This is a genomic window from Mesorhizobium sp. CA16 (assembly GCF_020165175.1).
GTDB lineage: Bacteria > Pseudomonadota > Alphaproteobacteria > Rhizobiales > Rhizobiaceae > Mesorhizobium.
This window is the reverse complement of record NZ_JAIUHP010000001.1, coordinates 101,738-114,959: the sequence shown is the minus strand read 5'-3', so window position 1 is coordinate 114,959 and position 13,222 is coordinate 101,738. Positions and strand designations below refer to the sequence as shown.

The following is a 13,222-nucleotide window of genomic DNA, read 5'->3' as shown; positions in this document are numbered from 1 at the left end:
CTTCTCAAGCGTGAGTGTAGTGCAGCAGCGTCCATTCATCGACATGGACGCGATCCTGCGGATGGACGACGAGCGTCGTCGCCGAATGTTCGATGATGGCGGGGCCGACAACTTCGTGGCCGGGTTGCAGCAAGTCCATCTCGTAGAGATTCGCCTTGTGCCAGCGGCCCCCGATATAGGCCTCGCGCACGCCCTTGTGGGCGGACGCCGGATCGGATTTGCCGAGCGGCCGCTTGACCAGCATCGGCTTGACCTTGTCGGCGGTGGCGATCAGCCCGAGCTCGGTGATCGAGAAGCCGGCCTCGCCATAGCGCGAGACGCGGTGGTTGACCTTGGCATAGACCGCCTCGAACTCGGCGATGACCTTGCGCATGTCGTCGGCCGAGCGAACCGCCGACAGCGGCGCCATGACCTCGACGTCCTCGAGCTGGCCGGTGTAGCGCATCATCAGGAACGGCACGGTCTTGATCTTGTCGTGGCTGTGGCCGTCGGCGATCATTTCGTCGACCGCAGCCTTGGTGAGATCGTCCCAGACATTGGTCACCTTCTTGCCAAAGGCCTGCAATTCGTCATCGCTGGCGCGGGCGCCGATGTCGATCTGCGTCGACACCGAATGGCGGCGCATGAAATCGGCCGTGGTGCAGCCGAAGGCCGAGAAGGCTGCGGCGAACTGGAAGGTGATGATGTCCTTGAAGCCGATGCCCCTGGAGCAGCCGGCGAGATGCAATGGCCCCGAGCCGCCATAGGACAGAAGCGTGAATTCCGAGGGATGAATGCCCTGGCCGGAGATGACGCGGCGGAGCGCATTGTTAGCGTCGGCCTCCAGCATGTCGATCATGCCTTCGGCAGCTTCCTCGACACCGACGCCGAGAACGCGGGCGCATTTCTCCTCGAAGGCTTTGCGCGCCTTCTCGACCTGCAACACGACCTTGCCGCCGAGGAAGTAATGCGGGTTCAAGCGGCCGAGGATAGCATCGCAATCGGCGATGGTTGGTTCGGTGCCGCCCTTGGCGAAGCAGATCGGGCCGGGATCGGAACCGGCGCTTTCCGGTCCGAGCGAGACTTTTCGGGTCAGCGGGTCGACCTTCAGGATCATGCCGGCGCCGGCGCCGATCGTGTCGAGATGCAGCGTCGGCACGTTGAGCTTGAAGCGGTCCATCAGCGGCTCGTTCTCGATCCGCGTCTGGCCGCGCGTGATGACGCCCATGTCGAAGGACGTGCCGCCCATATCCGAGCAGATCAGCGAGTCGTTGCCAATCAGCTTGCCGACATAGGCCGCGCCGAGAATGCCGCCGATCGGCCCGGAGATCATCGTCTCGTGCAGGCGCGGATGGTCGATCGAGGTCAGGCCACCGAAGGAGAGCAGCGTCTGCACGCCATATTTGAAGCCGTATTTCTTGGAGACGTCCTCAATGCCCTTGAGCTGCTTGCGGCCGCGCGAAGTGGCGTAGGCCTCGATCAGCACCGAGTTCAGCCGCGACTGCTCGCGGATGACCGGACGCACCTCATGGCTGGTGTAGACGAGGATGTCGGCGCCGGCGGCGGCGATCTCCTCGCGGCAGATCTCGGCAATGCGTTTCTCATGCGCCGGATTGACGTGAGAGAAGATGGTCATGATGCAGATCGCCTCGACCTTGTCGGCAATCAGCTTCTTGGCGGCCGCATGCACCTCGTGCTCGTAGAGCGGCAGGATGACGTCGCCGAACTGGTCGATGCGCTCGGTGACGCCATGGGTGCGGCGGCGCGGTACCAGCGGATCGGGATGGTGATGGGTGACCGCGTGCAGGCGGTCGGCATAGGAATAGTCGGCCCAGGCCTGCAGGCCGCGCCCCATCAGGATCATGTCCTCGAGGCCCTTGGTGGTGATCAGCCCGAGCTTGCGGCCGGTGCGCGACAACAGCGTGTTGAGCATGCCGGTGCCGGAATAGAGCACGACATTGACGCCTGAGAACAGGTCCTGCAGCGAGATGCCCCAGGCATCGGCCGCATCCTCGGCGGAGGCGAGGAAGCCTTCGGCCTCGTTCTTCGGAGTGGTCGCCGACTTGCCGATCTTGAAGTGGCCGTCCTGATCGACAAGGATCGTGTCGGTCATGGTGCCACCGGCGTCGATGCCGATGACGATTGGGTTGGTGGTAATCTGGTCCACGGGTCGCTTTCCCTTGCCGAGAGTGACCGCAGGCTAGATTCCCAAAGCCGGATCGCGCCATATGCCTAAAGACACAATGACGCTTGGGCCGGGTTCGCCGAGAAAAGGGCATGCGCATGGGCAACATCTGGGCGCCGCTGGCCAAAGCGATCGCCGCCACCGGCACCGACCGGCATGTCGACTGCCTGATCGACCTGATCGGCGCCGACATCACGCATGACCTGGTGACGGTGACGCGCTACTCGGCGACCAAGACGCCGGAATTCGTCAAGCACCGGCGCTTCTCCGACGAGATGGTGCGGCGCTATCTCGACAATTACTACGTCTTCGATCCGTTCTATGCCTCGTGGCGCAGCCAGCGCCGGCTAGGCATCATGCCGCTGAAAGGTCTGGCCAATGAGGAGGCCAAACGCGGGCAGTACATAGCCGGTTTCCTGGCGCAGTCGGAAATCTGCGACGAGGTCGGCATCATGCTGGCCGATGGCGGCGACTGGTGCCTCGGCATCTTCCTCGACCGCTCGACGGTGTCGTTCAAGGACAGCGAGATCGCGCTGCTCACCGAGCGATTGCCGGTGTTCGAGGCGCTGCATGCGCTGGACATCAAAGCACGCGGCTCAGACTTCTCCCGCACCTCGGCGCCCAGTGGTCTCGGCGCCTCGCCGCAGCAGAAGCCCAGAATTCCGGAAAGCCTCTGGCCCGAGCTTTCATCGCGCGAGCGCGAACTGGTGCAGCTCATCCTCGCCGGCCATCCCACCGCCAACATTGCCGAGCGGCTCGGCATCACCGTCGGCACGGTGAAGAACCACCGCCGCCGCATCTATGAAAAGCTCGACATCACCACCGAGCGTGAATTGTTCCTGCAGTTCTTCCAACATCTGGGTCCAGCAGCGTAGCTGACATCGGTCAGGAGCAGCGAAATCGCTGAACCGGATCGATTCAATGCTCTTGCGGCCGGATATCGGTTCTGAACCAGATCACAATGCGAGAATAATGTCCGTTCTTGAAGGTTCCGCTGCCCTAAGCTGCCGGCCCGCTTGCGGCCCAAACCAGCCGCGCTCATACCGTCATGGTCCATACATGCGCCCTTCGACCATTTTTGTGGGAAAGAAGCCGCTCCCTAGTTCGCCAGAATACGAAGGATATAGGTCGGCTAACCAGCCGCTAGGCCATTGATTTTCTTTCGAAGCCTCACACCCTCAGCGACTAACATAGTCGGTATAAATCAATGGCTACGAAGTGGTTCGCCAAAAGAAGCCGATTCACCACTCGCCGACCGCAGCTTATCCTTTGACTTCCGGGGGTGGAAACGTCCCTACAGGTTAGTCGCTGTAAATCTCTCGATCTCGACAAGAACTGACTGCGCGGACGGACCTTGCCCGAGGTGAGAGGTACCTTCATCGCGAGTAAGCTCGGAAGAGAAATCATGTTAACGCTCTGCCGATTGTGATACGGCGCGGCATTCGGCCTGGGTGGCTTGTCACCGGCCTGACGCCTGGAACGAGCTGGTCAGAGATCGGCCGGATATAGTGGCTCTATCAAGCCGGTTGCCGCTGCCCGTGGGGCACGATCGGGTCACTGTGTCCGCCAGTCATACTCTTGCCGGAACCCAAGGACGTCGCGCAGCTTCCGGTTGGAGATCGGTCCCTCAAATGCGTCCATGGCGCGGGTGACCGGTATGTTGGGCACATGCTTCCTGAGAAACTCCGCCGTCGGCAATTCAGATACGATGGTGTCGTTGACGGCGTTGAATATCTGGAATCCCAAGCCGTCCCTCTCGACGCACAGGTCGACGATCTGACCGAGATCGCGCACGTCCATATAGGTCCAGGCGTCGCGCCGCCGCTTCGAGGGATCGGCCAGGAATTCCGGAAAGCGGGCATAGTCCTTCGGCTCGACGACGCCACCGATCCGCAGGGCATAAATGTCGGCTCCCGTGCGGGAGGCGAAAGACCGTGCGATTTTTTCGCCGAGCAGTTTGGAGAGGCCGTAGCTGTCGGTCGGATCGACGTCGTAGTCCTCATCCACCGGAAACGATGAGAAGTCGCGTTCGCCTTCGGCAAAGCAGACGCCATAGACCGTTTCGCTGGAAGCCGTGACGATCTTGCGGATACCGAGCTTGGTGGCGGCTTCGATCACGTTGTAGGTCGACTGCACATTGGCGGCGAACATGGCGTTGTCCGGCCGCAGGAATATCCGCGGCAGCGCCGCGAAATGGACGACGGCGTCGACCGGGCGGCGGCCCTTGCCGCCGAAATATTCATTGAACCCGAAATGCAGCGTCAGTGCATTGTAGGCTTCGCCGGCGTCGGCAAGGTCGGTGATGACGGTGTCGACGCCCGGCACGTCGAGCGGAGTCAGGTCGAGGTTGAGGACCTGATGCCCGCGTTTCAGCAGATAGGGTATGACGTGCCGACCGATCTTGCCGCTGCCGCCGGTGAAGATGATCCGCTTGCCCATGGTTTCCTCCAAAAGAATTTATTGGTCGAGCAGCGGATCCCGCCAGCCGGCGGGTCGCCCGCTATTCAAATATGCCGAAGCCAGGAACCGCGTGCTTGCGCACACCATCCATGTCGAGCTCGACGCCGATGCCGGGAACGTCGGACACCGCGATATGGCCGTCCTCGACGATGGACCTTGCGCCGTCCGGCAGGCGGACATAGCTGTCCCACGCGTCCCGTTCCTCGAGCGCGTGCCATTCCAGCACCAGGAAGTTCGGCACGCTGGCGCAGACATGGCAGGTCGCCATCGTGCCCAGCGGCGTCGACACCAGATGCGGCGCGAAGGGCACATAATACATCTCGGCGAGGTTGGCGATCTTGCGGCTTTCCGCAAGGCCGCCGCATTTCGGCACATCGGGCATGACGACGTCGGCGCCGTAATTCTGGAACAGCTCGCGAAAGCCCCAGCGCAGATAGAGGTTTTCACCGACGCAGATCGGCGTTTTCGTACGCATTCTGATCTGCTTCAGAGCCTCGACATTTTCCGCCGGGATCGGCTCTTCGAGCCACAGAAGATTGAAGCGCTCCATCTCGGCGGCGATGCGGCTGGCGCTCAGCACGTCGTAGCGCGCATGCAAATCGATGCAGAGATCGATGTCGGGGCCGACCGCTTCGCGCACCGCCGCCACACGTTCCACCATGAAGCGGAGTTCCGCGCCGTTGATGGTGTGGTTCATCCGGTCGAATTTCGTTGGATGGTGCAGATTGTCGATATCGAACTTAAGCGCCGTGAAGCCCTCCGCAACCATGCGGCGGGCGCGGGCCGCACATCCCTGCGGCGATCCCGATTCGTCATCGCCGTCGCCGCAATCGGCATAGAGCCTTATCCGGTCGCGGAACTTGCCGCCAAACATGCGGTAAAGCGGCTGGCCGGCGGCTTTCGCCGCCACGTCCCACAGCGCCATTTCGAGCCCGGTGAGGGCGATGAGAAAGACGCCGGCCTGCGCGCCGGAAAACACGTGATCGCGGCGGATCTTGTCCCAGCAATATTCGACATTGCGCGGATCCTCGCCGATCAATTCCGACTTCAGTTCCGAAATCAACCCGACGATTGCGGCGGCACCTGCATCGGGGTTGGCTTCGCCATAACCGGAGATACCGGCGTCCGTATCGATCCGGATCAGCGTCGCCTTGCCGTGATAGGCGACGACCGCTGTCTTGATATCCACGATCTTCATCGGATCCTTCTCCCCGTAATGGCGTCGCACTTTACAGCACACAATTCTGGCTAAATGCCAACTTGTCTAATAAGCATACAAGATTGCCGAATGAGGCGTAAACCCCCTTTGAGAGATTTTGCGTCAGCCGGCTTTACGGCCTCCCGCCTTACCTTGAATTATTTGGGAATTTGCGGTTTTTGGCGACGAATTGCGATTCCCGGGAGAACGCACTTGTTAGACGAGTATATAAGCGTATAAATTGGGTAACGGCAGGGCCGTGGCCCATATATGTCGCCAATCGGGAGGAACAGGATGCAACAGCGACAGCTGGGATCGTCGCCGGTCAAGGTATCGGAAATCGGACTTGGGACTTGGGGCATGTCGGGCGCGTTTTGGGGCGCGGCCGACGATAAGGAATCGATCCGGGTGATCCGACGCGCGCTCGAGCTTGGCATCACGCTAATCGATACGGCCGAGGCCTATGGACACGGCCATGCCGAGGAAGTCGTCGGCGAGGCACTGGCCGGCCGCCGCGACAAGGCCGTCATCGCGACCAAGGTCGCGCCCAATCATCTGGAACCCGCCGCGATAGAGGCGGCGCTCGACGGTTCGCTGAAGCGCATGCAGACAGATTATGTCGACGTCTATTTCGTCCACTGGCCGAACTCGGAGTTTCCGATCGGCCCGACCATGGAGATGATGGAGCGGCTGCGCGCGTCAGGACGGATCAAGGCGGTCGGCGTCTCGAATTTCAGCACCGCCGACATGGACAGCGCCCGCCAGCATGGCGTCATCGACGTGCTGCAGCCGCCCTACAACATGCTCTGGCGCGAGGTTGAGGCCGAAACGCTGCCCTATTGCCGCAAGCACAATATCGGCGTCATGCCATACAGCGGCCTGGCTCAGGGACTGCTCACCGGCACGCTGTCACCGGACACGAAATTCGTCGAGGGCGATGAGCGGCGCACAACGGTGCTGTTCCAGCCGGGCACCTATGAGCGGGCGGTGAATGCCGTCGACCTCCTCAAGCCGATCGCGGCGCGCTACGGCAAGACGGTTCCGCAGCTTGCGATCCAGTGGCTCACCAGCAGGCCGGGCGTCAGCTCGCCGCTGGTCGGCGCCCGCACCGTCAAGGAGCTGGAGGAAAACGTCGAGAGCGCCGGCTGGACGATTCCCGACGCGGACATTGCCGCCATCGACAGGATCACGGCCCCGATCTGGGCGGAAATCAAGGACAAGGGCGACATGTTCGGTTTCCGCGCACGCCAGCGCCAGGAACAACAAGCGAAGAGGGTCTAGGGCCCGCTCTTAGTTCAACGCCGTGTCCTCCCGGCACGCTGCGGCGCGGCCAGCGCAAATGCTGGCTGCGCTGCTTCTTCACCGAGGCAAGCCGACCGCGGTGGTTTTCTTGAGGTGCCGGCGCATCGCTTCTTCGGCTCGCTTTTCATCGCGCGCCACGAGCGCCTCGTAGATTGCCCTGTGCATTTCGGTCGCGGAGGGAAGCGCATGGGGCATCTGATTGCTGATGCGCCTGCTTGCCATCTGCCACCATCGGGACGAATACATGAAACGGTCGAGAATCCTGTTCTGCGCCGCGCGGCAAATCTCCATGTGGAAATCCAGATCGAGCTTCAGATAGGCATCCGGATTGTCCTCGCTGGCCGACATCGCCGCCAGCAAGGTGCCAAGACGCTCGAGGTTTTCCTTGGTCATATGCTTGGCCGCGATGGCGGCGATGGCCGGTTCGATGATGATCCGCGTAGCGTGCGCTTCGGCCAGGATCTCGCGCATCTGCTCGTGCGGCAGCCAGTCGATGAGCAATGGGCTGAGATAGTCCCACTCCTCGGCTGGACGCAGCACCACGCGCCGGCCCTGCGCGATCTCGATCATATCGAGCGACGCCAGGATCTTCAGCGCCTCTCGCGCGACCGCGCGCGAGACCCCGAACTCCTGAAGGATCTGCTGTTCCGACGGCCCCTGGGCGCCGGCGACACCGCTGCCGGCGATGCGTCGCGCCAGCACACCAGCTACCTGCTTGGGCAAAGTTTGAAGCTTGACCTCGACGGTATCCATCACTAACATCCACTTGTCTGATAAGCTTATAGGCTGATAGCTAGATATGCAGTCAACTTATCTCATAAAAACGCTCACTAGCCTATAACACGGCCTGCGGAAAGGGATCGAGCGGTGTCCAGTCGCCGTGCCCTGTTGCCGCTGTCCGAGATCAAGATCGATACGCCTTACCAACTGAGGCGTGTTGGAGCGCAAGTGCCCGACCGCCCGGAGGCTCGCAAGCGTCGTCCGGGAACCCATACAGGTAGTCTCGCCGCGGGAGGAGCACGCCGGCGGACTGTCGAGGGCGAAAGTCGTCGGCCGTCCCTGGACGGACCGATCCATCAAACCAGGAGGAGATTGTGATGTCCGGAACCTTATCGAGACGCAAATTCCTTGCCGCGAGCGCGGCGGTGACGGCCGGCTCGCCTGCCGCGCCGTGGGTTGCCAGGGCAGACGCTAAAGAGATCACCGCATTGCTGATCACGGGCGGCCCGCTCTATCCCAAATATTGGGAGAAGATCGTCCAGGACTTCACCGCCAAGACCGGCATCAAGGTTCGCTACGACCTCCTGGAATTCACGCCCCTGACGGCGAAGGTGGTCACGTTGAGCGCGGCACGGTCGAGCCAGTACGATGTCTACAGCACCCACACCGCGCAGATCGATTCCTATTTCAACCATTTCGCGCCGCTGAACAGCTATTTCAGCGACTCCGAGCTGGCAGACTTCTATCCCGTCGCGGTTAAATACCTGCGCGATCCCAAGACCGGAAATCTGGCGGCGATTCCGCGCAACATGGATGCGCGCGTTCAGTATTACCGCAGCGACATCTACCAAAAGAAGGGCCTGAAGCCGGCCGGAACCTGGGAAGAACTCGTCGATGTCGGGCTAAAACTCACTGGCAACGGGCACTATGGCCTTGTCGTGCCGGGGCAGGGGGACCCCGCCCAGCGCACCTTCAGCGACCTGCTTTGGCAGGCAGGCGGTGACTGGGTCGACCAGGCCAACAAGCCGGCGTTCAATTCCGAAGCCGGCATCAAGGCGCTCACCTTCTATCGCGATCTGATCCAGAAGCACAAAATCGTGCCGCCCGACGCCGTTGGCTATCAATGGAACGAGAACTCGACGGAATTCTCGTCCGGCACGGTCTATGCCACTTTCGATTGGCCGGGCGCCTTCGCCACCCTGTCTAATCCGGAAACCTCGCGCGTCGTCGGTAAATGGTCGACGGCGCCCTATGTGCGGGACAAGGAGGCGATCTCATGCGCCATCTCGCATGCCATGGCGCTGAACGGCCAATCCGGACGCAAGGAACCCGCCGTCGAGTTCATCAAATACACGGTCAGTACCGACGCCCAGCGGCTCCAGTTCGACCAGTTCACCAACTTCCCGAGCAGCCAGAGTCTGGCCAAGGAAGTGATCGCTGCGGCCAAGGGCCCGCAGGCCACTTGGCTGCAGCAGCTCGAGACGACGATCGCGAACGGTAAGGAATGGCCCAAGCTCGCCGGCTTCTCGAAGGTCTGCACCTTGATGTTCTCGGCCATCGAGCAAGCCCTGTCAGATCAGGTTTCGCCCGCCGACTCGCTCAATCAGGCGGCGAAGGAGGCGGAAGAGATCATGCGCCGGGCCGGAGCTTACGACTGAGAATGTCGGCCGCAGCGCAGCACCAGGCGCCAGGGCGCCGGCGGCGTTCGCCGCTGCCCTACACCTGGCAGAGAGGTTACCTCCTGGCCAGCCCGGCGCTTCTCGTGATGCTGGCCATCCTGATCTATCCGCTCGGATACTCCTTCGTCATGAGCTTCTTCCGCTGGGATCTGAGCGGCTCGGCGCCATTCATCGGAACGGGAAACTACACCGACGAGCTCTTTGGCCGCCAGTTCAACCAGGCGCTGCGAAACCAGACCATTTTCAGCGTCGTTTCCATCACGATCGAAGTGGTGGCTGGCATGGCGATCGCCGTGCTGGTCAACGGCAAATTGCGCGGCATGCGGCTTGCGCGCACGTTGCTTCTGGTTCCGCCGATGATTGCGCCCGCCGTCGTCGGCCTGAACTTCCGATGGCTGTTCAACACCCAATACGGCTTGATCGATGCGCTGCTGCGCATGTTCAACCTGCCTGACATTCCGTGGCTCAACCACCCGACCTGGGCGCTCGTCTCGGTAATCGTCGCCGACGTCTGGCAGAACACGCCACTGATGGTGCTTCTGTTCCTTGCCGGCCTGCAATCCCTGCCGCAGGAGCCGCTCGAGGCAGCCACGGTGGATGGCGCGACGCCGTGGCAGCGCTTCTGGCACATCGTTCTGCCGCTAATGCGCCCGGTCATCATGATCGCGCTGATGCTGCGCATCATCGACACCTTCCGCACCTTCGACGTCGTCTGGCTGATGACGCAGGGCGGCCCGGGCGGCGCCACCAATCTGCTCACGGTCTATTCCTATCTGCTGGCGTTTCAGGCGGTGGATTTCGGACACGCGGCGGCGGTCTCCTTCATCGCGCTGGGCATGTCGCTGTTCGTGCTCGCCCTGCTCTACGGAGTGCCGTGGCTGATTGCGAAACGGAGGGCGATATGAGCGAAGCCGTCATCGTCAGCGCACGTTCCATGCCAAAGCGCCGGCGCCGCCGGTTCACAGCGGGAATCGCCGGTCAGTATTTGGCGCTAGTCGTCACAGTCGCGCTCACCGTCTTTCCGCTGGTGTGGCTGTTCCTGACCTCGATCCGAAGCTCGGCCGATATCTTCTCGGTTCCGGTGCACATCATCCCCGAGACAGCGACGCTGACACAGTATGTCGCGGTCTTCGCCCAGTACGACACAATGGGCTATGTCTGGAACACCGTCATCGTCTCGGTGGCGACGGTCATCCTTGTCCATCTGCTGGCCATCCCCTGCGCCTATGCGCTGTCGCGCTTCAGGATGCCGGGCGCCATGCTGATCTTCGGGCTGCTTTTGATCATGCGCATGATCCCGGTCATCGCGCTTGCTATCCCGCTCTTCGCCGTGTTCGCCGCCATGGGCCTGCTCGACACTGTCTGGGCGCTGATCCTCAGCCATACGGCCGCCAAGCTGCCGGTTGCCATTTGGCTGCTTCTGGGCTTCATCCAGGATGTGCCGAAAGAGATCGAGGAGGCTGCCCAGTCGGATGGCGCCGGCACCGTGCGCACGCTGGTCCAGATCGTCGCGCCTCTGATTGCGCCGGGCATCGGCGCCAGCGCTGTCATCACCTTCCTCTTCACCTGGAACGACCTGCTGCTCGCGCTAACGCTGACCTCGAGCAAGGCCGCGCAGACGCTGCCGGTCGGCCTCACCAATTTCGTCTCGCAGTTCGGCATCGATTGGGGCGCCATGTCGGCTGCCGGCGTACTCATGGTCATCCCGACTTTGGTGTTCGTCTGGTTTGCCCAGGGGCTGCTGGTCAAGGGGCTCACGACCGGCGCGGTTCGCGGCTGAACGGCTTCGACTAAGGTTGAATGCAACTGAGTGACGATTAGCGAGGTTTCGCACCTCACCGCGCATTGGAGGAAATAGAATGGAAGCTGACCAGATACCGGCGATACAGGACATTTCCCGGCCGCCACGAGAACTGGTCGACGCGCTGGCGGCGATCGGTTCGGCGACGCTGGCCAGTGAGCTCTACCACAAGATGGGCATTCGCGACCCGCAGATCCGTGGGCCGCGTCCGCTGAGGCTCGGCAGCACAGCGGCGGGGCCGGCCCTGACCCTCCAGTGCATGCCGAAGCGCGAGGATCTGTACAACGAGACGGAATACGAGGAGCCGGAGCGGCAACTGCACCGGCACGTGCTTTATCCCACTCAGCCCGGCGACATGGTGGTGGTCGATGCCCGCGGCGATCTGGGCAGCGGCATCTTCGGCGAGATGATGCTGACCTATTTCGCCGGGCGTGGTGGCGCCGGCGTTGTCGTCGACGGCTGCATTCGCGATTCCGCCCAGGCGGCGGCGCTCGACATCGGCATCTGGGTGCGAGGCGTCACGCCGAATTTCCATGCCCAGACCAACATCGTTCCCTTCGCCGTCAACGTTCCGATCGCCTGCTCGAACGTGCTGGTCATCCCCGGCGACATCATCGTCGCCGACGACGATGGCGTGGTCGTCGTGCCGGTCGGCCTTGCCCCCAAACTGGTCGAACTCGCGGGCGCGCACATAGAGTGGGAAGAGTTTTCGCGCTTGCGGCTCGCGCAAGGAGGAGACCTGCGGAAATACTACCCGTTGAGCCCCGAGGGTGAGGCCGAATACCGCGCATGGCGGCAAGCCCAACGAAAATGAGCCGTGCCGGTACGGGAGAAGAATAGGTGTCTGCAATCGAGATAGAACAGCTCGGCAAGAGCTTCGGGGCGGTGGAAGTTCTGCGCGACGTCAACATCGAGATCGCCAGCGGCGAGTTCGTGGTCCTGGTCGGTCCGTCGGGCTGCGGCAAGTCGACGTTGCTGCGCATCATCGCGGGGCTCGAAGAGCATACGACTGGCGAGATCCGCATCGGCGGACGCGTCGTCGACGAGATGCCGGCCAAGTCGCGCGACATAGCCATGGTGTTCCAAAGCTATGCCCTCTATCCGCATATGAGCGTGGCCGACAATATGAGCTTCGCGCTGCGGCTGGCCAAGGTTCCCCGGGAAGAGATCGTTTCCAGAGTGAAGGCCGCGGCCGAGATCCTCGGTCTGCAGGACCTGCTCGGGCGCATGCCGCGTCAACTGTCCGGCGGCCAGCGCCAGCGTGTGGCCATGGGCCGCGCCATCGTCCGCGACCCTGCGGCCTTCTTGTTCGACGAGCCGCTCAGCAATCTCGATGCCAAGCTGCGCGTGAAGATGCGTGCCGAGATCAAGAAGCTGCACCAACGGCTGGGACGAACCAGCATCTACGTCACCCATGACCAGACAGAAGCAATGACGCTCGCCGACCGCATCGTGGTGTTGAACAAGGGCCGCATCGAACAGATCGGCACCCCTTCCGAACTCTACGACAACCCGGCGAATCTGTTTGTCGCAGGTTTTATCGGCTCGCCGGAAATGAATCTCATCAACGGCCGCATCCAGAGTGGCGCATTCATCGCGGAGCAGGGCCTACGCCTGCCCTTGCCGCACGTGGCAGGGGTGGGGGACAAGCAAGGTGTGGTTTACGGGATTCGTCCTCAGCATATCGCTGTCGGAGGCAACCACGCACAGGCGAGAGTCCAGGTTGTCGAGCCGACCGGTGAAGCGCAGGAAATCACCTTGACCGCCGATGGCGTCGACCTGATGGCGGAGATCCGGGACCGGCCGCCCTTCAAGCCGGATCAGGAGGTGAACCTGGAGATCATGATGCATAAGGTACATCTGTTCGACGCCGAGAGCGGCAGGAGGATAAACTAAAG

The 13,222-nt window shown here is 62.1% G+C and carries 11 protein-coding genes; 7 read left to right on the top strand and 4 right to left on the bottom strand.

All coding sequences use genetic code 11. The features are described 5' to 3' along the window. Positions 1–4 precede the first annotated feature (4 nt). Complete coding sequence (locus LB525_RS00535; protein ID WP_224542987.1) at positions 5–2,146, bottom strand: hydantoinase/oxoprolinase family protein; 2,142 nt, start codon at positions 2,144–2,146, stop codon at positions 5–7. Between the two features lie 110 nt (positions 2,147–2,256). Between LB525_RS00535 and LB525_RS00530 the strand changes: the two genes are divergently transcribed. Next, positions 2,257–3,039, top strand: a complete 783-nt coding sequence (locus tag LB525_RS00530; protein ID WP_224542986.1) for a helix-turn-helix domain-containing protein — start codon at positions 2,257–2,259, stop codon at positions 3,037–3,039. 679 nt (positions 3,040–3,718) lie between these two features. Here the strand turns inward: LB525_RS00530 and LB525_RS00525 are convergent. Continuing rightward, a complete protein-coding gene (locus tag LB525_RS00525; protein ID WP_224542985.1) occupies positions 3,719–4,603 on the bottom strand; it encodes an NAD-dependent epimerase/dehydratase family protein in 885 nt (294 codons plus the stop codon). Positions 4,604–4,664: 61 nt separating this feature from the next. After that, complete coding sequence (locus LB525_RS00520; protein WP_224542984.1) at positions 4,665–5,822, bottom strand: mandelate racemase/muconate lactonizing enzyme family protein; 1,158 nt, start codon at positions 5,820–5,822, stop codon at positions 4,665–4,667. Positions 5,823–6,116: 294 nt separating this feature from the next. Here LB525_RS00520 and LB525_RS00515 point away from each other — a divergent pair, with 294 nt between their 5' ends. After that, on the top strand, positions 6,117–7,103 hold the full coding sequence (locus LB525_RS00515) for an aldo/keto reductase (protein WP_224542983.1): 987 nt from the start codon (positions 6,117–6,119) through the stop codon (positions 7,101–7,103). A 78-nt stretch (positions 7,104–7,181) separates the two neighbouring features. Here LB525_RS00515 and LB525_RS00510 read toward each other — a convergent pair whose 3' ends face one another. Continuing rightward, entirely contained in the window at positions 7,182–7,877 is a 696-nt protein-coding gene (locus LB525_RS00510) for a FadR/GntR family transcriptional regulator (RefSeq protein WP_042638970.1), read from the bottom strand. 344 nt (positions 7,878–8,221) lie between these two features. Here LB525_RS00510 and LB525_RS00505 point away from each other — a divergent pair, with 344 nt between their 5' ends. The 5 genes from LB525_RS00505 (at position 8,222) to LB525_RS00485 (ending at position 13,220) form a co-directional block, all read left to right on the top strand. Then, positions 8,222–9,502: an ABC transporter substrate-binding protein gene (locus tag LB525_RS00505; protein ID WP_224542982.1), complete on the top strand. Its 1,281-nt coding sequence runs from the start codon at positions 8,222–8,224 to the stop codon at positions 9,500–9,502. A gap of 2 nt (positions 9,503–9,504) precedes the next feature. Continuing rightward, positions 9,505–10,428, top strand: coding sequence for a carbohydrate ABC transporter permease (locus LB525_RS00500; RefSeq protein ID WP_224542981.1), 924 nt, complete (start codon positions 9,505–9,507; stop codon positions 10,426–10,428). Beyond that, entirely contained in the window at positions 10,425–11,303 is an 879-nt protein-coding gene (locus LB525_RS00495) for a carbohydrate ABC transporter permease (RefSeq protein ID WP_140839207.1), read from the top strand. The genes LB525_RS00500 and LB525_RS00495 overlap by 4 nt, the downstream gene beginning before the upstream one ends. A 79-nt stretch (positions 11,304–11,382) precedes the next feature. Next, a complete protein-coding gene (locus LB525_RS00490; protein ID WP_224542980.1) occupies positions 11,383–12,138 on the top strand; it encodes a ribonuclease activity regulator RraA in 756 nt (251 codons plus the stop codon). Between the two features lie 26 nt (positions 12,139–12,164). Next, positions 12,165–13,220: an ABC transporter ATP-binding protein gene (locus tag LB525_RS00485; protein ID WP_224542979.1), complete on the top strand. Its 1,056-nt coding sequence runs from the start codon at positions 12,165–12,167 to the stop codon at positions 13,218–13,220. Positions 13,221–13,222: the final 2 nt, after the last annotated feature.

Coding starts and splice junctions, on each gene's coding strand:
- LB525_RS00530 (WP_224542986.1), top strand. CDS start 2,257: ATGCGCATGGGCAACATCTGGGCGCCGCTGGCCAAAGCGATCGCCGCC.
- LB525_RS00525 (WP_224542985.1), bottom strand. CDS start 4,603: ATGGGCAAGCGGATCATCTTCACCGGCGGCAGCGGCAAGATCGGTCGG.
- LB525_RS00520 (WP_224542984.1), bottom strand. CDS start 5,822: ATGAAGATCGTGGATATCAAGACAGCGGTCGTCGCCTATCACGGCAAG.
- LB525_RS00515 (WP_224542983.1), top strand. CDS start 6,117: ATGCAACAGCGACAGCTGGGATCGTCGCCGGTCAAGGTATCGGAAATC.
- LB525_RS00510 (WP_042638970.1), bottom strand. CDS start 7,877: ATGGATACCGTCGAGGTCAAGCTTCAAACTTTGCCCAAGCAGGTAGCT.
- LB525_RS00505 (WP_224542982.1), top strand. CDS start 8,222: ATGTCCGGAACCTTATCGAGACGCAAATTCCTTGCCGCGAGCGCGGCG.
- LB525_RS00500 (WP_224542981.1), top strand. CDS start 9,505: ATGTCGGCCGCAGCGCAGCACCAGGCGCCAGGGCGCCGGCGGCGTTCG.
- LB525_RS00495 (WP_140839207.1), top strand. CDS start 10,425: ATGAGCGAAGCCGTCATCGTCAGCGCACGTTCCATGCCAAAGCGCCGG.
- LB525_RS00490 (WP_224542980.1), top strand. CDS start 11,383: ATGGAAGCTGACCAGATACCGGCGATACAGGACATTTCCCGGCCGCCA.